Source organism: Promicromonospora sp. NPDC059942, assembly GCF_042731755.1.
GTDB lineage: Bacteria > Actinomycetota > Actinomycetes > Actinomycetales > Cellulomonadaceae > Promicromonospora.
Genome location: NZ_JBHWLR010000009.1, coordinates 161,148 through 185,814 on the forward strand (window position 1 = coordinate 161,148; position 24,667 = coordinate 185,814).

The following is a 24,667-nucleotide window of genomic DNA, read 5'->3' on the forward strand; positions in this document are numbered from 1 at the left end:
TAGGGTGGGCCCACTTGGCGCGGGGCGCCGGGCATCAGCCCGGCTGAGATGCACCCGTGGAACCTGATCTAGGTAGTGCTAGCGAAGGGAACGCCTCATGGGCTCCGTCCTGCCCGACGCCGTCGCGTCGGTCGTCACCGCGGTGCGCGACACCGCACCCCTGGTGCACTGCGTGACCAACGTCGTGGTCACCAACTTCACCGCCAACGTGCTGCTCGCCGCCGGCGCGGCACCGGCCATGGTCGCCGACCCCGAGGAGGCGCCCGTGCTCGCCGGCGTCGCCGGGGGCCTGCTCATCAACCTCGGCACCGTCGAGGGCGGCCAGGCCGACGGCATGCGCGCCGCCGTCGACGGCGCCACCGCCGCGGGCGTGCCCTGGGTGCTCGACCCCGTGGCCATCGGCGCGCTGCCGCTGCGCACCCGCCTCGCTGCCGAGCTCTTCGGGCGCGGCCCCGCCGTCGTCCGCGGCAACGCGTCCGAGATCCAGGCGCTCGCCGGCGGCGCCGGCGGCCGGGGCGTCGACTCCCTCGACACGCCCGACGGCGTGCGGGACGTCGCCCTGCGCCTGGCCCGGTCCTCCGGCGCCGTGATCGCCGTCAGCGGCGCGTCCGACCTGATCACCGACGGCGAGCGCGTCGTGCGCGTCCAGGCGGGCACGTCCCTGATGACGCGCGTGACCGGCGTCGGCTGCTCGCTCGGCGCGCTGGTCGCCGCGTGCTCCGCCGTCACCGAGGACCGCCTGCTCGCCGCGACCGCCGCGACCGCCTGGCTCTGCGTCGCCGCCGACCGCACCACATCGACCACACCCGGCAGCTTCGCCGTCGAGCTGGTCGACCGCGTGTTCGACGTCGACCCCGAGGCCGTCGGGTTCGGCGCCGGGCTGGTGAACGAGCCCGCCACCGGGCACGAGCCGGCGCGGGCCGAGGCGTGAGCGCCCGCGTCCGCCTCGACCCGTCCGTCTACCTCGTCACCGACACCCAGCAGTGCGGCGGCCCCGCCGGGGTCGTCGCCACCGTGGGCGCGGCGGTCGACGGCGGCGTGACCGCCGTCCAGCTCCGCGACCCGGGCGCGACCACCCGCGAGCTGGTGGACCTCGGCCGCACGCTGGTCGCCCTGCTGCGGCCGCTCGGGGTACCGCTCGTGGTCGACGACCGGGTGGACGTGGCGCTCGCGATCGACGCCGACGGCGCCCACGTGGGCCAGCGCGACCTCGACCCCGTCTCCGCGCGCCGGCTGCTGGGCCCGGACCGGCACCTCGGGCTGAGCGTCAGCACGCCCGAGGAGGCGCGGGCCGCGGGCGAGCTGCCGGCCGGCACCGTCGACCTGCTCGGCGTGGGCCCGGTGCGGCCCACCCTGACCAAGTCCGACGCGCGGCCGGCGATCGGCTTCGCCCGGCTCGGCGTCGTCACGGCCGCCGCGTCGCTGCCGTGCGTAGCGATCGGCGGGCTGCGGGCGGACGACGTCGACGCGCTGCACGACGCCGGTGCGGCCGGCAGCGCCGTCGTCTCCGCCGTCTGCGGCCGGGCCGACCCGGCCGCCGCGGCGCGGGAGCTCGCGCTGGCCTGGGCGGCGGCGCGGGCCGAGGATCGCTCCGGCGTGCGCTCGGGGGCGACGACGGGACAGGTCTCGTGAGCGCGTCCGCACGGGCCGCGGCGCAGGTCGGGAATGTTGCGCTCCCCACCGAAGCGGGTCCTGGCGACGTCGCCCGCCCCGGCGAAGCACGTCCCGCCGAGGCCGCCGCTCGCGATGCCGCCGCCCCGCGCGTCCGCCCGCCCGGCCATCCCGTCGTGGCGCTGACCATCGCGGGGTCGGACCCGTCCGGCGGCGCCGGGATCCAGGCCGACCTGAAGACCTTCGCGGCGCTCGGCGGCTACGGCTGCGCGGTGCTCACGGGGCTGACGGCGCAGTCCACGACCGGGGTGACGCGGGTGCACCCGGTGCCCGCCGACATGGTGCGCGCGCAGCTCGACACGCTGTTCGCCGACGTCGCCGTGGACGCGATCAAGATCGGCATGACCACTGACGCCGACGTCGCCCGGGCGGTCGCCGCGGCCCTGCGCGACCTGCGGGCCACCGGACGCGCGCCGTTCGTGGTGCTGGACCCGGTGATGGTCGCGACGTCGGGCGACCGGCTGCTCGCGCCCGACACCGAGGCGGTGCTCCGCGACGAGCTGCTCCCCCTCGCCGACCTCGTGACGCCGAACCTGCCCGAGGCCGCGGTGCTGCTGGGCGTCGACCCGGCTCGGGACGGCACCGAGGCGGCCGACCAGGCGCGGGCGCTGCGGGCACTCGGCACCGGGTTCGCGCTGGTCAAGGGCGGGCACCTCGACTCGGCGGAGTCGGTCGACCACCTGGCAGGCCCGGGGCTCGGTCCGAACGGTGTCGGCGGGGACGGCGTCGGCGGGGACGGCGTCGTCGCCCTGGTCGCGCCACGGATCCCCACGCGGAACACCCACGGCACGGGCTGCACGCTCAGCTCCGCGTGCGCCGTCCTCCGCCCCGCGCACGACGGGTGGGAGCCGGCGGTCCGGGCCGCGAAGGAGTACCTGACCGGTGCGCTCCGCGCGGCGGACGCCCTCGTCGTCGGCGGAACGGGGACGGCGTCGGGCCCGTGGCAGGGCCACGGCCCTGTCAACCACGCCCACGCGACCCACCCACCGACCGCCTGACCCACCGAACCCGACTGACCCGCCCGACCAACGGATGCCGAGTCAGTCGGCTGGTCGGACCACCTGGCTGACTCGGCGAAGCCAACCCGGCGAGTCAGTCGGCTGGTCCGACCAGCTGGCTGACTCGGCGGAGTCGGTCCGGCGAGTCAGTCGGGGGGTCACACCGACTTCAGGATCTCCGCCGCCTCGGCCCGGGCCCAGGCGTCGGCCTCCAGCACGCCCTCGACCGATCCCGCGTCGCCCGCCGCCGTCGTCCCGTGCGCCTCGACCACGGCGGCCACGGTGTCGACGATGTCGAGGAACCCGATGGTGCCGTCGTGGAAGGCGTCCACGCACACCTCGTTCGCGGCGTTGTAGACGGCGGGGTGGGTCCCGCCGGCCTCGCCCACCTGGCGGGCCAGCCGGACGGAGGGGAAGGCGTCGTCGTCCAGGGGCAGGAACTCCCAGCTCGCGGCCTGCGTCCAGTCGATGCCGACGTCGACGTCGGGCAGCCGGTCCGGCCACGACAGGCCGAGCGCGATCGGCACGAGCATCCGCGGCGGCCCGGCCTGCGCGATGGTGGAGCCGTCGACGAACTCGACCATGGAGTGGATCATCTGCTGCGGGTGCACCACGACGTCGATGGCGCTGAACGGCAGGTCGAACAGCAGGTGCGCCTCGATGACCTCCAGCCCCTTGTTGACCAGGGTCGCGGAGTTGGTGGTGACCACGCGGCCCATCGCGAAGTTGGGGTGCCGCAGGGCCTGGGCGGGCGTCACGTCGCGCAGGTCGTCCCGCGAGCGGCCGCGGAACGGCCCGCCGCTGGCGGTCACCACGAGCCTGCGCACCTCGGCCGAGGAGCCCGAGCGCAGCGACTGCGCGATCGCGGAGTGCTCCGAGTCCACGGGCACGATCTGGCCCTCGTGCCGCACGGCGGCCTTGACCAGGGCGCCGCCCACCACGAGCGACTCCTTGTTCGCGAGCGCCAGCGTCGAGCCCGCGCCCAGCGCGGCCAGCGTGGGGCGCAGACCGACGGAGCCGGTGATGCCGTTGAGCACCACGTCGCTCCCCCGGCCGGCCAGGTCGGTGGCGGCGTCCGGTCCGGCGAGCACCTCGACGCCGTCGGCGCCGGCCTCGCTCAGCAGGGTGGTCAGGGCGGGGCGCGCGGCGGCGTCGGCCACGGCGACGGCGCGGACGCCGAGCGTGGCGGCCTGCCGGGCGAGCAGCGGCAGGTCCGAGCCGCCCGCGGACAGCGCGTCCACGCGGCACCGGTCGGGGTTGCGCCCGATGACGTCGACGGCCTGCGTGCCGATGGAACCGGTGGAGCCGAGAAGGGTGACGCTTCGCATGGTGCCCATCCTGTCAGCCCGGAACGGCCTGTCAGCCCGAACGGGCCGGCCGACGTCAGGACTCGCCCGGCTGCTCCGTCCGGCCGCGCCCGAACATCCGCCAGCCGCGGACCACACCCCGCGGGTCGGGTACGGGGGCGTCCGCGGCCTCCCAGCCGGCGTCGTCGTCGAGCGGGACCACCCGCAGGCCGAAGTCGGCCAGGATCACCGGGATGCCGCGGATCGCGGCGCGGTCCTTCTCCCGGTCGGACTCGGACAGGTCCGCCCAGGGCCGCAGGTCGGGGTGCAGCCGGCGGGCGTCGTCGCGCTCGGGCCCGTAGGTCCAGCCGGCGGCGACCTTCTCGGCCATCCAGCGGTCGTGCTCGTCCACCGCCCGCGCGTCGACCACCGGCTCCGGGATCCGGCCGTGCTCGGCGTTGCCCGCGGGGACGACGGTGCACCCCATCTGGCGCAGGCGGTCGGGGATGGCGCGCACCTGCGCGCGGTTGGCGGCCCGCAGGTCCTCGGACAGCTCGGACCAGGAGACCATAGCCGGCGTGCTCTGCCAGGCCACGCCGCGGGCGCGCTGGTTGCGGAGGTAGGTGAGGTGGGCGGAGACCGCCATCAGGTCGTAGACGTCGTCGTGCACCAGGACGCCGGGTGCGGTGGCCCGGCGCAGCAGCGTCCCGGGCTCGACGATGTCGAGGCGGCCGGCCAGGTCGTCGAGGATGGCGCCGTCGTGCGCGCCGAAGAGCCCGCCCAGCCCGGCGAGCCGGTTCAGGCGCAGCACGACGGCGCCCTCGCTCGCCCGCCAGAGGTCGCTGTCGCGCAGCGCCTCCCGGAGCGCGGCGCCGTCGTCGTCGTGGCACACGTAGACGCGCTGCGGGCTGCCGACGGCGCGGACCTCGGCGAACGTGTCGACGGGGACGAGCCGGCACGCCGCGCGGACGCTGGGCCAGCGGGCGCGCAGCGCCTCGGCGGCCGCCCAGGCGCCGGGCCCGACCAGGGTCACGGTGAGCGGTTCGCCGCCGTTGGCGATCTCGACGCCGCGCAGGCGCGCGAACGCCACGACCAGCGCCCGGCCGAACGTGCCGTGGCCGACGACGGAGATGTGCGGAGCGGCGCCGCGCGCGAGGACCCGGTCGCGCCGGACGAGGGAGCGGGCGACGAGCTCGCCCAGCGTGAAGAAGTCGACGCCCGGCTGCGGGTGGCTCAGGTGCCGGGCCTGCAGGGCGAGCGCGAGCTCCGGGTCGCTGACGTGGGCGTTCAGGCGCAGGCCGGGCAGGTCGGCGGCCCGGTGGGCACGGTTGGCCACGGCCACGGTGAGCACGTTGACGCCCGGTTCGTCGTCCTCGGCCGCGCAGGCGTACAGGACGGCGGCGCCGGACACGCCCGCGTTGCGCAGGGCGGCGTCGTCCCCGGTCGGGGTGCGGGCGACGACGGCGCCGCGGGCGGCGAGCGCCTCGGCGATGACGTCCGCCGCGGGGGTGCGGCCGACGACGATCGCGTGCCCCCGCATCCGGCGGGTGCGCATGAGCACGAACTGGTCGGCGAAGAGCGACCGGACCGCCTCGAAGACGGCGTAGCCGGTGGCGACCGGGGCGAGGAACCGGGCCGCCTGGAGCTGCCAGGGCAGGTCTCCGCCCTGGTTCGTGGCCTCGGCGCCGAGCACGAAGAGCTGGACGGAGTAGTAGACGAGGTCCCAGCCGCTGGTGCCCCACTCGAAGTCGGGCGAGGTGCGGTAGAGCCAGAAGCCCCACAGGCCCAGGCCGAAAGCGACGCCGAAGAGCGCCGTGAAGCCGGCGCGGACCCAGGACCGGCGCACGCGCAGCCGCCGGGGCCCGTCGCGGGGGACGACCAGCTCGGGTGCCATCTCAGACCTTCCTCGTCGGATCGCACGACCATGCCTAACCGTGCATTTCACCACGAAGGTGACTAGCGTCATGACCTGCGGCGACACTACACACCGGGGGATATGTTTCTCCCGGTCCGCACACATTCGCCGACGAAAGGCTGCGGGAGCAGGATGACCGACCGGATTGTCCGCTCCCTGCTCCCGACGGCGCGCGCGCACGCGGCGCCGCGCACCGACGGGTACGACGCGTTCCTGTCGTACAGCCGGGACTCCGACGGCGAGTTCGCGCCCGAGTTCCACGCGCAGCTCCTCGACTTCGACCGGCGCGACGACGTGCCGGACCTGAACATCTTTCTGGACCGGACCGGCCTGGCGAACAACCCGAGCCTGTGGGACGCCATCGTGCTCAAGCTCGAACGGTCCGACTACCTGATCCTGCTCGCCTCGGAGGGCGCCGCGAGCTCGAAGTACGTGGCCAAGGAGGTCGCCTGGTGGCTCGACCACCGGGGACCCGAGACCCTGCTGGTGGCGCTGACCAGCGGCAAGATCGTCTGGGACCAGACGGCGAACGAGATCGACGCGATCAGCACCACGGCGCTGCCCGCCCCGCTGGTCGAGCGGATCGACCACGAGCCCAAGTGGACCGACCTGACGAGGCTGCGTCAGCGCCGGCGCTGGCGGCACCACCAGGACCTGGCGGGGGTGCTCGCGGAGCTGGTCGCCCCGCTGCGCGGCCCCGACGTCAGCACCGAGGAAATCCTCAGCGCCCACATCGCCCGGCAGAGCTCGGCCGGGATGCGCAACCGCCTGGTGAACCTGGCCCTCGGGGTCATGCTCGCCCTGTCCATCGGCGCGTTCGCGTTCGCGGAGCGGGAGGCGGACCGCGCGAACGACGCGGTGAACGCCAACGCCGCCCACCTCCTGGGCGCGACGTCGCACGTGGTGCAGCAGGACGATCCCGCGACGGCGCAGCTCCTGGCGGTCGAGGCGGTGCGGCGGCTGCGGGACGGGCAGACCCGGACGGCGCTGTTCAACGCCGTGACGGCCAACGAGCCGGCGGACCCGTACCTGCTGCGCACCGTCGACGTGCCCGAGGAGACCGGGCTGGCCGACGTCGCGCCGACCGGCACCGGCGTCGTCGGCCGGACCGAGACCGGCGACCTGGTGCGCTGGAACCCCGACGACGGCGCCCCCACGGTGCTGCGGGGCGACCGCACCCCCTTCGGCACGGTGAGCGGGTCCGAAGGCGGGCCCGGAGACGGGCCCCGGCGCGCGGGCCCCGTCGTGGCCGGCAGCGCCGACGGCTCGGTGGTCGCCGCGGTCGACGACCTGGGCGTGACCGTGGGCCGGTTCGGGCCGCTGCCCGCCGGCAGCACCAGCCGGCAGACGCACCTCGACCTGCCGGGCACGACGGCGGTGGCGGTCACGCCCGCCGGCGACACCCTGCTCATCGCGTGGCAGGACGTCGAGACGGGGCGGAACCGGATCGGCAGCATCAACCTCGACGGGCGCGACCTGGCCGTCCTGGAGTCCGACGACGGCCCGCAGCGCCCGCACGAGCAGCGGCTGGCGTTCCGCACCAAGGCGGAGACCGACCTGGCGGTCACCTCGCTCGCCGTCGGCTCCAGCCGCACCCTCGCCGTGGCCGACGCCGCCGCCGGAACCCTGGAGATCCGCAGCCTCGACTCCCTGGAGCTGACCGGGGCCGCGCCCGTCGAGCTGCCCGAGGGCGGCGTGCCGTCGCCGTCCCTGCGGGACTGGGCGACGCTGAGCACCGACGGCGACGCGACCACTGTGACCCTGCACCACTCGGCGGACGGCTCCGTGCGGTCGGCCGACTGCCCGGTCCCCCGCGTCTGGTCGAACCCCGAGGTGGTGGCGATCGACGACGCGACCACACGTGCCCTGGTCGCCACCGACGACGGGCTGATCGCGTGCGAGATCGGCGCCGGCACCGACGTGCACCGCACCTGGCACCTGTCGGGCATCCAGCGGCCCCAGTCGCCGGTCCTGGTCGGGGTCGACCGGGTCGCGGCGGCGTCGGACGGCCGGATCGCGCTGTGGAGCACCGCCGGCACCCACGGGGACGTGCCCCTGCCGAGCGCGGCGGGCGCGGCCGCGGCGCACGGGGCGGGCGACGCCGCGGCGGGCACGGGCGACGGCGCGGCCGATACCGGCGGGCCGACCGCCGTCCTGGCCACGTACCGGGCCGGGCCCACGCGGCCGGCCAGCACCGCGGCGTCCTGGTCGGACGGCACCGTCATGATCCACGGCCTCGGCACGGTGGACCTGCCCGCGGGCAGCCCGGACGCGGGGCGCCCGCTGCTGCCGGTCTGGCTCGACGAGAGCCGGCTCCTGCTCGTGACCCCCGACGGCGACGCCTACCGGACCCAGGGCGGGACGACGGCGGGGTACGAGGCCGGGTTCCGCGACCTCGTCGCGCCCGGCCTGGGCCGGGGCGACCCGGCCTGCGCCACGATCGTGAGCGCCCGGCGCACGCGCGACGACATCGTGCTGGTCGACACGTGCTCCGGGCTGCACGTGCTCGACGTCGGGCTCCAGGAGCGGGCGCTGTACGTGCCCGGGCCGATCGGCAGCACGCCGCGGCTCGCGTCACAGTGGGCGGAACCGGGCCGGGTGGCGGTCGCCGACGACGGGAGCACCGTCGCCGTCGCGCCCCGTGACTTCTCGCTCCGGGTGGCCGACCTGCGGGCCGCGGCCGCGGGCGAGAGCGACGTCTGGACGGTGCGCGGCAGCAGCGTGGAGCAGGTGCACGTGATCGGCGAGCGCAGCAGCCCCGAGGACACCGCGCTGCCCGAGCAGCTCGTCACGCTGGGCCTGGACTCGAAGGTGCGGCTGCGCGCGGTCTCCGGGCCGGGCGCCCCCGAGAGCCTCGACCTCACCGGCACCTACGGCGACGTGCTGGCGGTGCTGCCCGGGCCCGACCTCGTGGCCCGCAACCAGGGCTCGGCGCTGGCGTTCTTCGATATCGGGACCGGCCAGAAGGTCGGCGCGCTGGCGACCCGCCTCTACGCGCCCGGCGGCACCGTCGCACCGAGCGACGTGTACGCGGGCGACGGTCAGCTGCTGGTGGTCCAGGACCACGGCGTCACCACGGGGTGGACCTTCGCGGACGACCAGATGATCGCCCGGGCCTGCGCCATGGCGGGCCGCGAGCCGACGGCCGCGGACATGCCGGAGGGCGTAGCCCTCACGGCCACCCCAACCTGCACCCCCTAGATCGTTGAGTGCTGGATATTCGCGCCTCTGGCACACAAAAGTGCGCGAATATCCAGCACTCAACGAGGTGGGGGTCCGGTCAGGACTCCAGGCGCTTGGCCTCCGACTCGGCCTCGTCCGCCTCGTCGTCGCGGCCGTCCTTGCGCAGCGCGCTCGTGAGCGAGCGCATCGAGGTGGCGGCGTCGGACTTCGCGAGGTCGGACGACGTCCCGCGGAGCTTGGACCACAGGCCCATCGCCTCCTCGGCGACCTCCAGCACCTGCGAGCGCTCCTTGCTGCCGAGCGCCGACGTCGTCACCGTCTCCAGCGCGTGCTCCAGGGCGACCCGCTGCTTGCCCGGGTCGTCGTCGTCCAGGCTCTTGAAGAGGCCGACAGCCTCGCCGACGAGCGTCGAGGTCGTCTTCTCCGGGTCCTTGGCCGCCGCCTGGCTGCCGAACGACAGCAGCGCCACGGCCAGCCGCGACACCGTGCTGCCGGCCTCGCCGGGCAGCTTCTCCGCACCGGAGGCCACCAGCTGGTGCAGCCGGGCGGCGGTGCGCGTCTCGATGTTGTCCTCGCGCTCGGGAGCCTCGTCCTGCTCCGGCGCGGCGGCCGGTGCCGGCGCGACGGCCGGCTCTGCCCCGGCGACCGGAGCCGCCCCTGCGGCCGGCTGCGGGCCGGCGTCGGGCTCCGCGACGGCCGACGCCGCCTGCGGCGACGTCCCCGGTGCCGGCTCCCCTGTCGCGGCGGCCTGCGCCACCTCTGCCTGCTCCGGCAGTGCGTCCGTGCTCACTCGTTCCTCCTGTTTTTGGTGCGACGAAACTACCAGAATGAGCATTCGGTCCGGTATGTAAGAAACGTCGGTCCACGACGCGCGTCGGGGCCTTCCGGACGGCCCGCGCCCGGTACCGTCGTCGGCCATGAAGACCTGGTCCCGCGGCGAGGCCCGCGACCTGCTCCAGCACGCCGGAACCCGGCATGACCTGGGCTCCCGTACCCTCAGCCAGCGCCGCGGCGCCCCCGCACGCGTCCGCGCGGCCTACCGCGCGGCACGCGACGCCCGCGTGCTGGACGAGCTGTCCGAGGTGCCCCTCGACCGGATCCGTGAGGTGGGCACGGGACGCCTGCGCCTCGGCCCGGTGGAGCAGGCCGGGTTCCGCACCGTCGGCCAGGTGCGGGCGGCCGCCCCGGAGGAGCTCACGGCGATCGCGGGCGTCGGCGCCCGCACCGCGGAGGCACTGCGTGCGGCGGCCCAGCAGGTCTTCGACGCCGTGGACGCCGGGCTCGCCTTCCGGCTGGACCACGCCCCCGCCGACCCGCTCGCCACCCGCCTGGTGCGCGCGCTGCACGACTACCTGCACGTGAAGGGCTTCTTCGAGACCTGGAACGACCGGCTCGACGTCGACGTGCGGGAGCTCGCCCGCCTGGCCGAGGCCGGTGCGCTGCGCACCACGTTCGTGCGGCGGTTCTTCGCGGGCCGTGCGCGCACCGACCGTGCCGACGCCGCGCTGACCGACCTGAGCACGCTCGCCGACGACCTCGACGCCGTCGGGATCACCGACGACCTGCGCCGCCTGGACGAGGTGCTGACCGCGACGTCCGACGCCGAGGCCTGGAGCGACTACGAGGCCCGGGCCGCCGCCTACATCACCGCGCTGGGCGACCTGGTCGACCTGGGCATCGACGTGGCGGCCGCCGAGGGCTTCCTGCCCGAGGACGTGGTGGGCGAGGTCGCGGCGCAGGACCTGGACACCTCGCTGCTGAAGGTCTCGCTGCGCAGCTACCAGGCGTTCGGCGCCCGGTACGCGCTCGCCCAGCGGCGCACGATCCTCGGCGACGAGATGGGCCTGGGCAAGACCGTCCAGGCCATCGCGGTGATGGCCCACCTCGCCGCCAAGGGGAGCACGCACTTCCTCGTGGTCTGCCCCGCGAGCGTCGCGGCCAACTGGGCCCGCGAGGTCGCGGCGCACTCCGAGCTCTCGGTTCGGGTGCTGCACGGCGACGACCGCGAGGCGGGCATCAAGGAGTGGGCGGCCGACGGCGGCGTCGGCGTCGCCACCTTCCCCCAGCTCGGGCACCTGCGGGCCGGCGACCTGCCGCGCCCCGCCCTGCTGGTCGTGGACGAGGCGCACTACGTGAAGAACCCCGAGGCGCAGCGCTCCGAGCGCACCGCCGACTGGGCCCGCGCGGCCGAGCGCGTGCTGTTCATGTCGGGCACGCCCATGGAGAACACCGTGGACGAGTTCCGCAGCCTCGTGGGCTACCTCAAGCCCGAGGTCGCCGACGACATCGACCCGGCCGCGGGCCTCGCGGGCGCCTCGGCCTTCCGCCGGTCGGTCGCGACGGTCTACCTGCGGCGCAACCAGGAGGACGTGCTCACCGAGCTGCCCGAGCTGGTCCAGGTCGACGAGTGGGAGCGGTTCGGCAAGCACGACGGCGCCGCCTACCGCCAGGCGGTGCTCAAGCGGTCGTTCGCGGACATGCGCCGGGCCGCGTTCGTCGAGGCCCCCGAGCCGACGGCGAAGCTGGAACGGCTCCGCGAGATCGTCGACGAGGCGGTGGAGAACAAGCGCAAGGTGGTCGTCTTCTCCTACTTCCGCGACGTGATCGAGCGGGTGCTCGCCGAGCTGGGCCCGCTCGCCGTCGGGCCCATCACCGGGTCCGTGCCGTCGGCCCGTCGCCAGGAGCTGGTCGACGAGTTCACGCAGGCGGCGGAGCCCCGGGTGCTCGTCAGCCAGATCGAGGCCGGCGGCGTCGGGCTCAACATCCAGGCCGCCTCCGTGGTGATCCTGTGCGAGCCGCAGGTCAAGCCGACCGTGGAGGCGCAGGCCATCGCCCGCGCGCACCGGATGGGCCAGGTCCGCACCGTCCAGGTGCACCGGCTGCTCATCGAGGACAGCGTGGACGAGCGGCTCCTGGACATCCTCGGCACCAAGGCCGAGCTGTTCGCGGAGTACGCCGGGCGCGCCACCGTGGCCGCGACGCCCGGGGCGCCGGACATCGCCGACGCCGAGGTGGCACGCCGGATCGTCGACGAGGAGCGGGCCCGCCTGGGCGAGCCCGCGGCCTAGCGCTTTCCTCGCGGACCGGGCCTCGGGCTGTTGTGATGGGTGCATGACGACCGCCGCCCTCACCCGAGGACCAGTCCAGGCCGCCGAACGTTCGCCCGCACCCGATCTGGCGCGGGGATTCATGCTCCTGCTGATCGCCGTCGCGAACACGCCGTACTACCTGTGGGGCAGCGAGATGAGCGCCGGGGCGTCGCACCCGGTGGACGGGTCGGTCGTCGACAAGGCGGCCGACTTTCTCGTCATCGTCCTCGTGGACCTGCGGACCTACCCGATGTTCGCGTTCCTGTTCGGCTACGGGATGATGCAGCTCTACAACCGCCAGGTCTCCTCGGGCACCCCGGAGCGGGCGGCCCGCCGGCTGCTGCAGCGGCGCAACTGGCTGCTGCTCGCGTTCGGGTTCGTGCACGCCGCGCTGCTCTGGATGGGCGACGTGCTCGGGGCCTACGGCCTGGCCGGCCTGCTCATGGTCTGGCTGTTCTTCCAGGTCAAGGACCGCACGCTGCTCGTGTGGACGTGGGTGTTCGGCGTCCTGCTGACCATCGGCACGGCCTTCGCCGTGGCCGGTGCGTGGTTCGTGGCGCAGCTCCCCGCCGACGACCCCACGGCCCGCAGCATCGCCGCCGACCTCGCGCCGTCGAGCGAGTCGATGGCCACGACGTCGTACCTCGCCTCGATCGGCGAGCGGCTGACCTACTGGACGCTGGGCACGTTCCTCCAGGGCCTGCTCGTCCTGGTTGTCCCGATGATGCTCCTGCTCGCGTTCTGGGCCGGCCGACGCCGCATCCTGGAGCACCCGGGCGAGCACCTGACCCTGCTGCGGCGGGTCGCCGTCGTCGGCATCACGATCGGCTGGCTCGGGCCGCTGCCCTCCGCGCTCGACCACGTCGGGGCGATCGACGTGCCCGACCACGCCGCGTGGGTGTTCTACCCGGTGCAGTTCCTCACCGGGTTCTTCGGCGGGCTGGGCTACGTCGCGCTGTTCGGCCTGATCGGGCACCGCGTCGCCCAGCGGCGGACCGGGGCGCCGTCGCGCAACCTCTTCCTCACCGACGGGCCGTTCGCGGGCGCCGTGCAGGCGGTCGGCAAGCGGTCGCTGACGTCCTACCTGCTGCAGTCCGTGCTGTGCGCGCCGGTCCTGGCCGCCTGGGGCCTCGGCCTGGGCCAGTACCTCAGCTCGTGGAGCATGCTGCTGTACGCCGTGGTCGTGTGGGGGCTCACGGTCGCGTTCGCCGTCTGGCAGGAACGCACGGGCCGCCGCGGCCCGGCCGAGGTGCTGCTGCGCCGGCTGGTGTACGGCCGGCCAGCAGCAGCCCGCTAGAGGTCAGACCGGGAACGAGTCGACGGGCTCGTCCTCGCCGTCGCCGTCGGTGTCCACGGAGATCGTCGACGTGCCGGCGACGGTCTCCACGACGACATCGGGCACGCCGTCACCGTCGGTGTCGTACAGCTCGACGTCGGGCACGCCGTCACCGTCGTAGTCCTCGAACTGGGCGTCCACCACGCCGTCGCCGTCGGTGTCGGCGACCTCGACGTCCGGGATGCCGTCACCGTCGAGGTCGTACTTGCCGGGCTTGTCGGCCAGGAACTCGGACACGTCGTTCTCCTTGCTGGTCTGGGGACACCGCCGTTCCGGTGCCACCGCTGGGTGCTCCTCCGATCATGCCCCACGCGCGGGCGGTCCCGTGCGTCCGGCGACGCCGGGACGCCAGGCAGACGGACAGGTCGCCGATCGACCAAGATTTCACCCGTTTCCCCTCGCGGGTGAAATAGTTGGTCGCCTACATTCAGCACATGCTGATCCAGGTTCGCAGTCCCCGACGCCGCGCCGCGCTCCTGGCGGCCACCACCTGCACCCTCCTGATCGTCTCGGGCACGGCCGTCGCGGCCGGCACCCCGGGCACCGGGTCCGGGTCGGACGACGCCGCGCGGGCGTGGTCCGTCGACCTCGCCGACGTCGGCGCGGACGACGTCGGGGTGCGCGCCTCTGGTGAGGGGCTACGGCTCGGCGCGGCGACCGGCTCCAGTCCCGGTTCGACCGCGGTCGGTGACGCGTCCGGCCAGCTCGTCGCGGAACCGGTGGAGCTCGACTTCCCCGCCGGCGGCGTCGCAGCCGAGGTCGACGCGGCGACCCCGGCCGGCACCTCCGTGCTGGTCGACGTCCGCGGCCGGTACGCCGACGAGGGGCCTGACTCCTGGACCGAGTGGGTCCCGGCCGGCACCCCGCTGCCGGTGGCCGCGCGGACCGTGCAGACCCGCGTCACGCTCGTGGGCCACGGCGAGGCCAGCCCGGTCGTGCGGGAGGTGACGCTCACGCCCGAGACCAAGCGGTCCCGGTCCCTCCAGGAGGTCGAGGCCCGGCCGACGTCGGGCGAGCGGGCGTACACCGTGTACGCGACCCGCGAGGGCCTCGTGGGCGGGACCACCGCCAACGGGCACGTCATCACCTCGCGTGACCACTTCGTGGCTCTGCCGTCGCGGCGCGGGCTGTCGTCGAACAACTCGGGCAGCTATTCGGTGCGGGTCTGCGCCGCGAGCACGGGCCGCTGCGCGTACGCCCCGGTGTGGGACGTCGGCCCGTGGAACACCACCGACGACCACTGGAACGCGTCCGGGACGCGCCAGTCCTGGGCGGATCTGCCACAGGGCAAGCCGCAGGCGCAGGCCGCCTACCAGGACGGTTACAACGGTGGACTCGACGGCTTCGGACGCCGGGTGGCCAACCCGGCCGGGATCGACCTCGCGGACGGCACGTTCTGGGACGGCCTCGGGCTGACCGACAACGCCTGGACCACCGTCACCTACCTGTGGACCGGGTCGGGCCCGAAGGGCGTCGTGCGCACCAGCGGCGGGCCGCTCACGGTCCGATCCGGGCCCGGCACCGGCAACGCCGCCGTCGGGCAGGCCGGGAACCACGCGAACGTCGTGATCGAGTGCACCGCCACCGGCACCACGGTGACCGGCTACTACGGCACCAGCAACGTGTGGAACCGGATCGGGCCGGGCAACTGGATCTCGGACGCGTACGTCAACACGGGTTCGAGCGGCCCGGTGGCCCCGGCCTGCTGACCCGCAGGTCAGGCGCGGCGGACCGACACCGCCAGGCCCACCGCCGCGACGCCGACCACCACGGCCGCCAGCAGCGGCACCGCCGCCACCCCGGACCCCGCCACCACGAACGAGGCGAGGGCTGCCCCGACGGCGATCCCGCCGTTGAACAGCACCGGGATCAGCGCGCCCGCGAACGAGCGACGCTCCGGCCCGGCCAGCCGCAGGATCAGCGTCTGCGCGAACGGCGGCAGGGCGCCCGAGACGACGCCCCACGCGACGACGACGGCGACCCCGACCACGGGGCCGGCGTCCACGGCCCCGAGCCCGAGCACGGTGAGCGCGGTCGCGGCCACGCTGACCACCAGCGCCGGGCCGCTGCGCTCGCCGAGCCGGCCCGCCAGCGCGACGCCGACGGCCGAGGCGAGCCCGAACACCAGGAGCAGGGTGCTCATCCCGCCGGGCAGAGCCTGCGCGGGCGCCTCGGCCAGCCGGGTGATGTACGTGTACGCGCCGTAGTGGCCCACCAGGACCAGCGCGACCAGGCCGGTCACCGTCAGGAGGCGGCCGGTCCCCCGTCGCACGGCGACCCCGGCAGCGTTCCCGGTCCCACCGCCCGCCGCGTCGCCGTCGAGCATCGCCGCCCGGGCCACGACCAGCCGGACCGCGACCGCTGCCAGCAGGCTCAGGGCCGCGAGGGCCCAGAAGGCGGCGCGCCAGCCGGCGGCGTCGGCCACGAGCCGGGCCAGCGGCGTTCCCACCACCATCCCGAGGGTCGCCCCGCCGAGCACGACGGCGATCGCCCGCCCCAGCAGGCGGTCGGGGACCAGGTCTGCGACGTGCGCGTTGGTCGTCGCCCACAGCAGGCCGACGGCGGCCGCACCCAGGACCCGCGCGCCGACCGCCACCTGGAACGTCGGGGCGAGCGCCGTGAGCGCGGACGACAGCCCGAGCACCGCCAGTCCCCCGGCGATCACCGCGCGGCGGTCCCACCGCCGCGTCAGCCGCACCAGCGGGAAGCTCAGCACCACGACGACCGCCGCCCACATCGAGACGAGCAGGCCGGTGCTGGACTCCGCGACGCCCAGGCCGGTGCTCATCTGCTGGAGCACCGCCGTGGGCAACATCTCGGCGGTGACCATGAACAGCGTGCCCGCGCCGAGCACGAGGAGCGACGGCCAGGGCAGGACGTCGCCGGGCGGTGCAGCAGGTGCGGCCGAGGTCGCCGATACAGTGTTCGTGCTGGTCCGGGCGGCTGGAGTGATGTCTGTCGTGTCCATGCCGACCACGCTAAAGTTTGACACTGGTGTCAATGTCAAGACCCTGCCCGGAGGTGCGTCATGAGGATCGGCGAGCTCGCCACGCGGACGGGGGTCACGACCCGCCTGATCAGGTACTACGAGCAGCAGGACCTGCTCGAGGCGGACCGGGCGACCAACGGGTACCGCACCTACACGGAGGCCCACGTGGAGCGGGTGTCGCGCGTCGCCGGACTGGTCCAGGCGGGCATCCCGACGCGACTGGTCAAGATCCTCCTCGACGCGGAGGACGCCGCCGAGCGCGAGGACCCGACCTGCCCGCGGGAGGTGGCCCAGCAGCTCGCCACTGAGCTGGTCGGGGTCCAGGCGCGCATCGACTGCCTCACGCGGAGCCGGGACTCGATCCGCAGGTTCCTGACGGCGACCCAGCACGAGGTGCTGCTCCGGGAAGCGCAGGAGCCCGCGACCGCCGTCGTCTGACCTGCTAACAGGCAAGAGGGCGGCGGTCGCGGGCTCAGTGCCGCAGCTCGGAGGTCACTCGACCCCGAGCAGCACCTCCACCGCACGGCTCAGGAACGCGTCGACCGAGGCCTCGTCGTAGGCCTCCGGCCCACGGGCCCGGCCGAACGTCGCCGACCGGATGTCGCCGGCCGTCAGCGGCTCCTGTCGGTCGAAGTAACCGATCAGCCGGTCGCACAGGTCGTCGACGTCGTCCTTGTCGTAACCCTGCGAACCGCGGTCGGCGGGCGCGAACTTCTCGCCGTCGGGGCGGCCCAGCCGCCCGTACAGGGAACGCGCGCGCTCGGCGAGCGCGTTCATCCAGGCCTGCTGACCGTGCGCCGAGGCGTACTCCGCACGCTGCCGCGCGATGAACGCCGCCTCGAGACGGTCGAGCGCCGCGTCGACCTCGTGGGTGTTGTACCCGCCACGGGTCAGGTCGAACGTCGAGGCCTGGATGTCGGCACTCGTCAGCCGTTCGGCCGTGCGTCCCTCGTACGCCTGCCGGGCATGCTCGAAGAACTCGTCGACCTCGTCCTTGTCGTACCCGGTGCGCATCTTGGGAACGCTGTTGAACATCCCACTCACTCGTCGTCCTCCTCAGCCGCCAGCTGCCCGCAGGCACCGTCGATGTCGCTGCCGCGGGTGTCACGGATCGTGGTCGGGATCCCGTGCCCGCGCAATCGTGCCACAAACTCGTCCTCGACATCCCGGTCGCTCGCGGTCCAGATCGAGCCAGGGGTCGGGTTGAGCGGGATCGGGTTCACGTGCACCCAGCCGCGGCCCCGCGAGTTGAGCTTCTCGCCCAGCAGGTCGGCCCGCCAGGCGTGGTCGTTCATGTCCTTGATGAGGGCGTACTCGATGGAGACGCGACGCCCGGTCACCTCGAAGTAGTTCCGTGCGGCGTCCAGCGTCTCGTCGACGTTCCAGCGCGTGTTGATCGGCACCAGCTCGGAGCGCAGGTCGTCGTCGGGCGCGTGCAGCGACAGCGCGAGGGTCACCGGGATGCCCTCCTTGGTCAGCTTCTGCATGGCCGGGACCAGGCCCACCGTGGAGACCGTGATGTTGCGGGCCGACATGCCGAGGCCGTCGGGCTGCGGCGCCACCAGCGTGCGCACCGTCTCGATGACCGCCTTGTAGTTGGCCAGCGGCTCGCCCATGCCCATGAACACCAGGTTGTTCAGCCGGGTGACGCCGCCGGGGATCTCACCGTCGGCCAGCGAGCGGAACGCCGCGCGCACCTGCTCCAGGATCTCCGCCGTGGACAGGTTGCGCGTCAGGCCGAGCTGGCCGGTCGCGCAGAACGGGCAGGCCATGCCGCAGCCGGCCTGGCTGGAGACGCACAGCGTGGTCCGGTTCGGGTAGCGCATGAGGACCGACTCGACCTTGGCGTCGTCGAACAGGTGCCACAGCGTCTTGACCGTGGTGCCGCCGTCGGCCTCCAGCTTGCGCGTGGGGCGGATGAGCTGCGGGAACATCGTCTCCGCGAGGGAGTCCCGGGTCTTCGCCGGGAGGTCCGTCATCTGCGCGGCGTCGCTCGTGTAGTGCGTGAAGTAGTGCGTGGCGAGCTGCTTGGCCCGGAAGGCGGGCTCGCCTGCCTCCAGCACCGACGCCACGCGCTCCTCGGGCGTGAGGTCGGCGAAGTGCCTCGGCGGCTTGCCGCGGCGCTTCGGCGCCATCTGCAGCGGGATCGCCGGGGTCTCGTCCGACGGACGCACGACAGGCTGGGCAAGGGGAGTTTTCATCAGGCAACCACCGAGAGCACGAGATAGACGAAGGGCGCTGTGATGACCAGCGAGTCGAGGCGGTCCAGCACGCCCCCGTGCCCCGGGAGCAATGAGCCCATGTCCTTCAATTCTAGGTCACGCTTGAGGAGCGACTCGGCGAGATCGCCGACCGTGGCAGTGATGGCGGTCATGACGCCGAGCGCGATCCCGAGGATCGGGCTCTCGCCGAGGCCGTACACCGCCCCGACCACGCCCACCGCCGTGGCCAGCACGATCGAGCCGGCCAGGCCCTCCCACGACTTCTTGGGGCTCACGGTCGGCGCCAGCGGGTGGCGGCCCAGCATGACGCCGGCGATGTAGCCGCCGGTGTCGTTGGCCACCGCCAGGAGGATGAACAGCGCGACGCGGATCTCGCCGTCGGGCTGCGCCAGCATGAGCACCACGAAGCCGGCCAGGAACGGGAGGTAGGACGCCGCGAAGACCGCGGCCGCCGAGTCCCGCACCGCGCTCAGGCCGGAGCCGTCGAGCGCCCGCCACACCACGGTCGCGGCCACGGTCAGCACGAAGGCCACGAACAGCGCCTCCGGCCCGCCCCGGTAGGCGGAGACGATCATGCCGGCGGTCCCGACGAACAGCGGGACCATCGGCAGCCGCAGGTCGCGGCGCGCGAACGCCTGCCGCAGCTCCCAGAGCCCCGCCCACAGCAGGACGACCACGAACGCCACGAACGGCTCGGGTCGCCAGTACAACGACGCGCCGACGACGCCGAGCAGGCCGACGCCCACGAGGATGGCGGCGGGCAGGTTACGGCCCGCGCGCGACTTCTTCGCGCCGGGTACGGGTTCCGGGCTCACGGCGGTATGCGCGTTGTCTCGCTCTGTCGTGTCTCGAGGCGGTGCGGGCATCAGACCTCGAGCAGCTCGCTCTCCTTGCCGGCGAGCAGCTGGTCGATGATCTCGACGTGGCTCTTGGTGATCTTGTCCAGCTCCTTCTCCGCGCGCACGACCTCGTCCTCGCCGGCCTCGCCGTCCTTGACGATGCGGTCCAGCGTCTCCTTGGCCTTGCGGCGGATGTTGCGCACCGAGACGCGCGAGTCCTCGGCCTTCGACTTGGCGAGCTTCACGTAGTCGCGGCGCCGCTCCTCCGTGAGGGAGGGCAGCACGATGCGGATGGCGTTGCCGTCCGTCGCCGGGTTCACACCCAGGTCGGAGTCGCGCAGCGCCTTCTCGACGGCGGGCACGGAGCTCTTGTCGAACGGCGCGACCAGCACGGTCCGCGCGTCCGGGATGTTGAAGGACGCGAGCTGCTGCAGCGGCGTGGGCGCGCCGTAGTAGTCGACGGTGATCTTGCTGAACATGCCGGCGTTGGCGCGGCCGGTGCGGATGCCCGCGAAGTCCTCCTTGGCGACCTCGATCGCCTTCTCCATCTTTTCCTCGGCTTCGAGGAGGGTCTCGTCGATCACCACTGCTCCTGTCGTTGGTCTACGGGTGGTGCCGGGGCCACTCTACGGACACTTTGCCCGGCTACCGAAAGGTTCGCGCGTTCACCGGGCAAGCCCGGGCCGCACGGTTCAGCGCGTCGTGATCAGCGTGCCGATCGGCTCGCCGGCGAGCGCGCGGGTGACGTTGCCCTCGCCCTCCATGCCGAAGACCCGCATCTGGACGTCGTTGTCGCGGCACATCGCCAGTGCCGTGTCGTCCATGACGCCGAGCCGGTTCACGAGGGCGTCGGTGTAGGTCAGGTGGTCCAGCTTCTTCGCGTCCGGGTTGCGGCGCGGGTCGGAGTCGTACACGCCGTCGACCCCGTTCTTGCCCATGACGACCTGCTCGCAGCCCGTCTCCAGGGCGCGCTGCACCGCCACGGTGTCGGTCGAGAAGTACGGCATGCCCGCACCCGCACCGAAGATGACCACGCGGCCCTTCTCCATGTGCCGGATCGCGCGCAGGGGGATGTACGGCTCGGCGACCTGGCCCATCGTGATGGCGGTCTGCACGCGCGTCTTGACGCCGGCCTGCTCCAGGAAGTCCTGCAGGGCGAGGCAGTTCATGACCGTGCCGAGCATGCCCATGTAGTCCGCGCGTGCGCGGTCCATGCCGGCCACGCTCAGCTCGGCGCCGCGGAAGAAGTTCCCGCCGCCGACGACGATCGCCACCTGCACGCCGTCGCGCACGGCCACGCCGATCTCCTTCGCGATGCGGCGGACGACGTCGGCGTCCAGCCCCACGCTCCCGCCGCCGAACGCCTCGCCCGACAGCTTCAGGAGCACACGCCGGGCCGGCTTGCCCTCCTCGTCCACCGCGAAGTTCTGGGTCGCCTCGTCACTCACTGGTCAGTCACCCTTCGATCGTCACTGCCGGGACACCGCCCTCCCGGAATACTGCGCCCGACTCGCGGGCGACGCACCTCTGCACCGCGCAGAGGCCTCCGGGCCGACCTCGAGACCCCTGGTGCGAAGTGGAGCCCGCCCCGCTCTACCCCACACCAAAAGTATCGAAGCCGTGCCCCGCTCCTGGTGGAGCGTGGCGTGCGGTCCGACCCCTTGCATGGAGTCGGCCGCGTATGCGTCGGCCCGGCCCGCGCCGAAGCGCGGACCGGGCCGAACGAGCTGCGTCAGGAACCGACGCGGAAACGCACGAACGCGGTCAGGGCACCGTTCACCGAGGCGACGTGCTTGGCGACCGTGGTCTTCGGGTCCTTCGCCAGAGGCTGGTCCACCAGGACGACCTCCTTGAAGAAGCCGTTCAGGCGACCCTCGACGATCTTGGGCAGCGCCGCCTCCGGCTTGCCCTCGTTCTTCGAGGTCTCCAGAGCGATCTCGCGCTCCTTCTCGACGACGTCCGCCGGGACCTCGTCGCGCGTGAGGTACTTCGGGGCCATCGCGGCGATGTGCTGCGCGATGTCCTTGGCGACGGCCGCACCGGCCTCGTCGGTGACCACGAGGACACCGATCGACGGCGGCAGGTCCTTGGCCGTCTTGTGCAGGTAGGTCGTGACCTTCGGGCCCTCGACGCGCGCGACGCGGCGCAGGACGAGCTTCTCGCCCAGCGTGGCGCCCTGTGCGGCGATGAGCTCGGCGACGGTGCCCTCACTGGCGGGGGCGGCGGCAGCCGCGACCTCGTCGGCGGCACCGGCGGCCGCGGTGGCCTCCAGGACGGCCTCGGCCAGCGAGATGAACTTCTCGTTCTTGACGACGAAGTCCGTCTCGGCGTTCAGCTCGATCATCGTGGCGACCTGGCCGGCCGCGGTGTCCTCGACCTTGACGGCGACGAGACCCTCGGACGTGGCGTTGCCCTCGCGCTTGGCAGCGCGGGCCAGGCCCTTGGTCCGGATGATCTCGATGGCCTTGTCGGCGTCGCCGTCGGCCGCGTCCAGGGCCTTCTTGACGTCGAGCATGCCGGCGCCGGTCCGCTCACGCAGCGCCTTGATGTCAGCGGCGGTGTAGTTCGCCATTGTTCTGGTCCTCCGTGCAGTCGTGTTGTTCGTGGGAGGTCGTGCGACCCGAGGAACGGTGCGCCGACCGGGCCGACACGAGGTCGACCCGGTCAGCGCGGCACGTCACTTCTCGGTGTCGGCCTCGGGGGCGGCGGCCGGAGCAGCCTCGGCGGCCTCGGCGGCCTCCACGACCTCGGCGGGAGCGGCCGGGGTGGCGGCGGCAGCAGCCTCGGCGGCAGCCTCCTCGACGGTGCCCTCGGCGGTGGCGGCCGGGGACTCGACCGTGCCCTCGGTGGTGTCGCCGGCCAGGAGCTCGCGCTCCCACTCGGCCAGCGGCTCGGCGGCCGGCTCGGTCTCGGCACCGGTCTTGCTGCCACCCGAGTGGCGCTGCATGAGGCCCTCGGCGGCGGCGTCCGCGATCACGCGGGTGAGCAGCGTGACGGAACGGATCGCGTCGTCGTTGCCCGGGATCGCGTAGTCGACCATGTCGGGGTCGCAGTTGGTGTCGAGGATCGCCACGACGGGGATGCCCAGCTTGCGGGCCTCGTCCACCGCGAGGTGCTCCTTGTTGGTGTCGACGATCCAGACGGCCGAGGGAACCTTGGCCATGTCACGGATACCGCCGAGGGTGCGCGCGAGCTTGTCCTTCTCGCGGCGCAGCACCAGGAGCTCCTTCTTCGTGAGGCCCGAGGCGGCCACGTCGTCGAAGTCGATCTCCTCGAGCTCCTTGAGGCGCTGGAGACGCTTGTGCACCGTGGTGAAGTTGGTGAGCATGCCACCGAGCCAGCGGTGGTTCACGTAGGGCATGCCGACGCGGGCGGCCTGCTCGGCCACCGGCTCCTGGGCCTGCTTCTTCGTGCCGACGAAGAGGATGGAGCCGCCGTGGGCGACCGTCTCCTTGACGAAGTCGTACGCGCTGTCGATGAAGTGCAGCGACTGCTGCAGGTCGACGATGTAGATGCCGTTGCGCTCCGTGAAGATGAAGCGCTTCATCTTCGGGTTCCAACGGCGGGTCTGGTGTCCGAAGTGGACACCGCTCTCGAGGAGCTGGCGCATGGACACGACGGCCATGACACGTCCTTTCGGTGCGGTCCGGGATCGACCCGGGACTCCGCACGCATTTCAGGCGGCACAGGACACAAGGCCTGGGCCACGGTTCGGTTGGCGGCACCCTCTCCTGACGGTGCCCCTGGCGCCACGCCGTGCCCGACGCCGACCCCTGGGGGCCGGACCACTGCCGGACGCGACTCGATGTGACGCGCGATGTCGACCAGGTGTTCTCCCTGCCAGGCAAGCAGTCAGCCGAGCTGGACGCCTGCCGGACGGGTAGCACATGCCGGTCGCGGGTTGAAGTCTACCCGACCGGCCCCCGCGGCGAGGACCCGCGCGACGTGCCCCGGCTGTGACGTCGCACGCTCCCCCGCGGGCGCTCGTCGGGGTGGTTCTCCGGGTGGTTCTCGCGGCGGGTTCTCCGCAGCTCGTGACCGCGCCCGAGAGACCCTCGCGACGGCGGCAGCGGGGAACGAGCGCGACCACAGGAGGGTACGGGACGGGTTCGTGCACAGGCGGGCTGTTCGACGCCGACGGCGGCGCGATCACGGCGTGATGCTCGGGGCATGACGACTCCTCGCTCTCCCCGTTCTCCCCGCCGTGCGGCCCACCGCCGGACGGCCGCCGCGGTCCTGACCACGCTGCTCGCCGTCGGGCTCGCCGCCCTCGTGCTCGTCGCTGTCGTGCCGGCTCCGCCCGCCGCCGCCCTGCGCTCCGGGCCGGACGTCGCCGTCCGGCTGGGTCTCGACGCCCGCCTCGCGCCCGGTGGAGCAGACGGCGGCGCGGCGGGGCCCGGCGCGGCTGACGACGGTGCGGCGGACGGTGGTGCTGCAGACTCCGGCGCAGGTGCCGGTGCTGATGCCCGCGCCGCGGGTACCGGCTACGTGCCGCCCGTCGCGGGCGTGGACCCGCCGGCCGGCGTGGAGCGGCTGTTCGACCCGCCCGCCGAGGAGTGGGGTGCGGGGCACCGTGGTGTCGACCTGGCCGCCGCGGCCGGTGCGCGCGTACTCTCCCCCGGTCCGGGCGTCGTGACGTTCGCCGGGCAGGTGGCGCGGCGCGGCGTCGTGGTGGTCACCCACCCGGACGGCCTGCGCAGCAGCCTGGAACCGGTGGCCGCGTCCGTACCGGTCGGCACCGCAGTCGCCGCGGGGACGGCGGTCGGCGTCGTCGAGGCGGGCGCGGACGAGCCCGGCGCGGGCGCCACCGACCCTGGCACGACGCAGAACCACTGCGCGCCCCGGTCGTGCGTGCACTGGGGCGTGCGGCGGGGCGAGCGGTACATCGACCCGCTGTCCCTGCTGGACCGCCCGCCGATCGTCCTGCTGCCGGACCGCTGAGCGGGGCTCAGGTCCGGGCGTCGACGGCACGACGCCGCCTGCGGGTCAGGCGCGCACCGCCCGCCGTGTCAGGCCGCACACCGCCCGCCGTGTCAGGCCGCACACCGCCCGCCGTGTCAGGCCGCACACCGCCCGCCGTGTCAGGCCGCACACCGCCCGCCGTGTCAGGCCGCACACCGCCCGCCGTGTCAGGCCGCA

21 protein-coding genes and 1 riboswitch are annotated in these 24,667 nt (G+C 73.8%); of the genes, 9 read left to right on the plus strand and 12 right to left on the minus strand.

Features of this window, described 5'->3' with window-relative positions; genetic code table 11:
* The first annotated feature begins 10 nt into the window (after positions 1-10).
* Positions 11-108, plus strand: a riboswitch (TPP riboswitch).
* The 3 genes from thiM (at position 98) to thiD (ending at position 2,669) form a co-directional block, all read left to right on the plus strand.
* Positions 98-931: a hydroxyethylthiazole kinase gene (gene thiM / locus ACFV9Q_RS16440; RefSeq protein WP_377235287.1), complete on the plus strand. Its 834-nt coding sequence runs from the start codon at positions 98-100 to the stop codon at positions 929-931. It overlaps the preceding riboswitch by 11 nt.
* Positions 928-1,632 (plus strand): thiamine phosphate synthase, encoded by a 705-nt coding sequence (thiE, locus tag ACFV9Q_RS16445; protein ID WP_377235288.1) that lies wholly within the window; start codon positions 928-930, stop codon positions 1,630-1,632. The genes thiM and thiE overlap by 4 nt, the downstream gene beginning before the upstream one ends.
* A 155-nt stretch (positions 1,633-1,787) precedes the next feature.
* Positions 1,788-2,669: a bifunctional hydroxymethylpyrimidine kinase/phosphomethylpyrimidine kinase gene (gene thiD, locus ACFV9Q_RS16450; RefSeq protein WP_377235380.1), complete on the plus strand. Its 882-nt coding sequence runs from the start codon at positions 1,788-1,790 to the stop codon at positions 2,667-2,669.
* Positions 2,670-2,827: 158 nt separating this feature from the next.
* Here thiD and dxr read toward each other — a convergent pair whose 3' ends face one another.
* Both dxr and ACFV9Q_RS16460 read right to left on the minus strand, forming a co-directional pair.
* The gene (dxr, locus tag ACFV9Q_RS16455) at positions 2,828-3,997 is read right to left on the minus strand and encodes a 1-deoxy-D-xylulose-5-phosphate reductoisomerase (protein WP_377235289.1); all 1,170 of its coding nucleotides are present in this window, start codon (positions 3,995-3,997) and stop codon (positions 2,828-2,830) included.
* 55 nt (positions 3,998-4,052) lie between these two features.
* Complete coding sequence (locus ACFV9Q_RS16460) at positions 4,053-5,849, minus strand: RyR domain-containing protein (RefSeq protein WP_377235290.1); 1,797 nt, start codon at positions 5,847-5,849, stop codon at positions 4,053-4,055.
* 153 nt (positions 5,850-6,002) lie between these two features.
* On the opposite strand from ACFV9Q_RS16460, the gene ACFV9Q_RS16465 reads away from it, so the two are divergent.
* On the plus strand, positions 6,003-9,071 hold the full coding sequence (locus tag ACFV9Q_RS16465; RefSeq protein WP_377235291.1) for a hypothetical protein: 3,069 nt from the start codon (positions 6,003-6,005) through the stop codon (positions 9,069-9,071).
* A gap of 79 nt (positions 9,072-9,150) precedes the next feature.
* Here the strand turns inward: ACFV9Q_RS16465 and ACFV9Q_RS16470 are convergent, their stop codons facing one another.
* A complete protein-coding gene (locus ACFV9Q_RS16470) occupies positions 9,151-9,843 on the minus strand; it encodes a hypothetical protein (protein ID WP_377235292.1) in 693 nt (230 codons plus the stop codon).
* 127 nt (positions 9,844-9,970) lie between these two features.
* Between ACFV9Q_RS16470 and ACFV9Q_RS16475 the strand changes: the two genes are divergently transcribed.
* Together ACFV9Q_RS16475 and ACFV9Q_RS16480 are read left to right on the plus strand one after the other, a co-directional pair.
* Complete coding sequence (locus tag ACFV9Q_RS16475) at positions 9,971-12,121, plus strand: DEAD/DEAH box helicase (protein WP_377235293.1); 2,151 nt, start codon at positions 9,971-9,973, stop codon at positions 12,119-12,121.
* 43 nt (positions 12,122-12,164) lie between these two features.
* Positions 12,165-13,439 carry a DUF418 domain-containing protein gene (locus ACFV9Q_RS16480; RefSeq protein ID WP_377231411.1) on the plus strand — a complete coding sequence of 425 codons (1,275 nt, stop codon included), beginning with the start codon at positions 12,165-12,167 and terminating at the stop codon, positions 13,437-13,439.
* A 3-nt stretch (positions 13,440-13,442) separates the two neighbouring features.
* Here ACFV9Q_RS16480 and ACFV9Q_RS16485 read toward each other — a convergent pair whose 3' ends face one another.
* Positions 13,443-13,715 (minus strand): hypothetical protein, encoded by a 273-nt coding sequence (locus tag ACFV9Q_RS16485; RefSeq protein ID WP_377235294.1) that lies wholly within the window; start codon positions 13,713-13,715, stop codon positions 13,443-13,445.
* A gap of 197 nt (positions 13,716-13,912) precedes the next feature.
* Here ACFV9Q_RS16485 and ACFV9Q_RS16490 point away from each other — a divergent pair, with 197 nt between their 5' ends.
* Positions 13,913-15,187, plus strand: a complete 1,275-nt coding sequence (locus tag ACFV9Q_RS16490; RefSeq protein ID WP_377235295.1) for a hypothetical protein — start codon at positions 13,913-13,915, stop codon at positions 15,185-15,187.
* An 8-nt stretch (positions 15,188-15,195) separates the two neighbouring features.
* Here the strand turns inward: ACFV9Q_RS16490 and ACFV9Q_RS16495 are convergent, their stop codons facing one another.
* Positions 15,196-16,446, minus strand: a complete 1,251-nt coding sequence (locus tag ACFV9Q_RS16495; RefSeq protein WP_377235296.1) for an MFS transporter — start codon at positions 16,444-16,446, stop codon at positions 15,196-15,198.
* A gap of 60 nt (positions 16,447-16,506) precedes the next feature.
* Between ACFV9Q_RS16495 and ACFV9Q_RS16500 the strand changes: the two genes are divergently transcribed.
* Positions 16,507-16,905: a MerR family transcriptional regulator gene (locus ACFV9Q_RS16500; protein WP_377235297.1), complete on the plus strand. Its 399-nt coding sequence runs from the start codon at positions 16,507-16,509 to the stop codon at positions 16,903-16,905.
* Between the two features lie 54 nt (positions 16,906-16,959).
* Here ACFV9Q_RS16500 and ACFV9Q_RS16505 read toward each other — a convergent pair whose 3' ends face one another.
* The 7 genes from ACFV9Q_RS16505 to rpsB all read right to left on the minus strand — a co-directional run bounded on the left by ACFV9Q_RS16505 (position 16,960) and on the right by rpsB (position 23,153).
* Complete coding sequence (locus tag ACFV9Q_RS16505; protein WP_285105094.1) at positions 16,960-17,502, minus strand: DivIVA domain-containing protein; 543 nt, start codon at positions 17,500-17,502, stop codon at positions 16,960-16,962.
* Positions 17,503-17,507: 5 nt separating this feature from the next.
* Entirely contained in the window at positions 17,508-18,602 is a 1,095-nt protein-coding gene (gene rlmN / locus ACFV9Q_RS16510) for a 23S rRNA (adenine(2503)-C(2))-methyltransferase RlmN (RefSeq protein ID WP_377230683.1), read from the minus strand.
* A 65-nt stretch (positions 18,603-18,667) separates the two neighbouring features.
* Entirely contained in the window at positions 18,668-19,504 is an 837-nt protein-coding gene (locus tag ACFV9Q_RS16515; RefSeq protein ID WP_377235298.1) for a phosphatidate cytidylyltransferase, read from the minus strand.
* A 50-nt stretch (positions 19,505-19,554) separates the two neighbouring features.
* Positions 19,555-20,112: a ribosome recycling factor gene (frr, locus tag ACFV9Q_RS16520; protein WP_377235299.1), complete on the minus strand. Its 558-nt coding sequence runs from the start codon at positions 20,110-20,112 to the stop codon at positions 19,555-19,557.
* Positions 20,113-20,220: 108 nt separating this feature from the next.
* Positions 20,221-20,976 carry a UMP kinase gene (pyrH, locus tag ACFV9Q_RS16525; RefSeq protein ID WP_377230680.1) on the minus strand — a complete coding sequence of 252 codons (756 nt, stop codon included), beginning with the start codon at positions 20,974-20,976 and terminating at the stop codon, positions 20,221-20,223.
* A gap of 284 nt (positions 20,977-21,260) precedes the next feature.
* Positions 21,261-22,100, minus strand: coding sequence for a translation elongation factor Ts (tsf, locus tag ACFV9Q_RS16530; RefSeq protein WP_377235300.1), 840 nt, complete (start codon positions 22,098-22,100; stop codon positions 21,261-21,263).
* 105 nt (positions 22,101-22,205) lie between these two features.
* Positions 22,206-23,153 carry a 30S ribosomal protein S2 gene (rpsB, locus tag ACFV9Q_RS16535; RefSeq protein WP_357484213.1) on the minus strand — a complete coding sequence of 316 codons (948 nt, stop codon included), beginning with the start codon at positions 23,151-23,153 and terminating at the stop codon, positions 22,206-22,208.
* Positions 23,154-23,698: 545 nt separating this feature from the next.
* Here rpsB and ACFV9Q_RS16540 point away from each other — a divergent pair.
* A complete protein-coding gene (locus ACFV9Q_RS16540; RefSeq protein WP_377235301.1) occupies positions 23,699-24,469 on the plus strand; it encodes a murein hydrolase activator EnvC family protein in 771 nt (256 codons plus the stop codon).
* Positions 24,470-24,667: the final 198 nt, after the last annotated feature.

Excerpts from the sequence above, each read along its gene's own strand:
- thiM (WP_377235287.1), top strand. The coding sequence starts at position 98 with ATGGGCTCCGTCCTGCCCGACGCCGTCGCGTCGGTCGTCACCGCGGTG.
- dxr (WP_377235289.1), bottom strand. The coding sequence starts at position 3,997 with ATGCGAAGCGTCACCCTTCTCGGCTCCACCGGTTCCATCGGCACGCAG.
- ACFV9Q_RS16460 (WP_377235290.1), bottom strand. The coding sequence starts at position 5,849 with ATGGCACCCGAGCTGGTCGTCCCCCGCGACGGGCCCCGGCGGCTGCGC.
- ACFV9Q_RS16465 (WP_377235291.1), top strand. The coding sequence starts at position 6,003 with ATGACCGACCGGATTGTCCGCTCCCTGCTCCCGACGGCGCGCGCGCAC.
- ACFV9Q_RS16475 (WP_377235293.1), top strand. The coding sequence starts at position 9,971 with ATGAAGACCTGGTCCCGCGGCGAGGCCCGCGACCTGCTCCAGCACGCC.
- ACFV9Q_RS16480 (WP_377231411.1), top strand. The coding sequence starts at position 12,165 with ATGACGACCGCCGCCCTCACCCGAGGACCAGTCCAGGCCGCCGAACGT.
- ACFV9Q_RS16490 (WP_377235295.1), top strand. The coding sequence starts at position 13,913 with ATGCTGATCCAGGTTCGCAGTCCCCGACGCCGCGCCGCGCTCCTGGCG.
- ACFV9Q_RS16495 (WP_377235296.1), bottom strand. The coding sequence starts at position 16,446 with ATGGACACGACAGACATCACTCCAGCCGCCCGGACCAGCACGAACACT.
- ACFV9Q_RS16500 (WP_377235297.1), top strand. The coding sequence starts at position 16,507 with ATGAGGATCGGCGAGCTCGCCACGCGGACGGGGGTCACGACCCGCCTG.
- ACFV9Q_RS16505 (WP_285105094.1), bottom strand. The coding sequence starts at position 17,502 with ATGTTCAACAGCGTTCCCAAGATGCGCACCGGGTACGACAAGGACGAG.
- rlmN (WP_377230683.1), bottom strand. The coding sequence starts at position 18,602 with ATGGCGCCGAAGCGCCGCGGCAAGCCGCCGAGGCACTTCGCCGACCTC.
- tsf (WP_377235300.1), bottom strand. The coding sequence starts at position 22,100 with ATGGCGAACTACACCGCCGCTGACATCAAGGCGCTGCGTGAGCGGACC.
- rpsB (WP_357484213.1), bottom strand. The coding sequence starts at position 23,153 with ATGGCCGTCGTGTCCATGCGCCAGCTCCTCGAGAGCGGTGTCCACTTC.
- ACFV9Q_RS16540 (WP_377235301.1), top strand. The coding sequence starts at position 23,699 with ATGACGACTCCTCGCTCTCCCCGTTCTCCCCGCCGTGCGGCCCACCGC.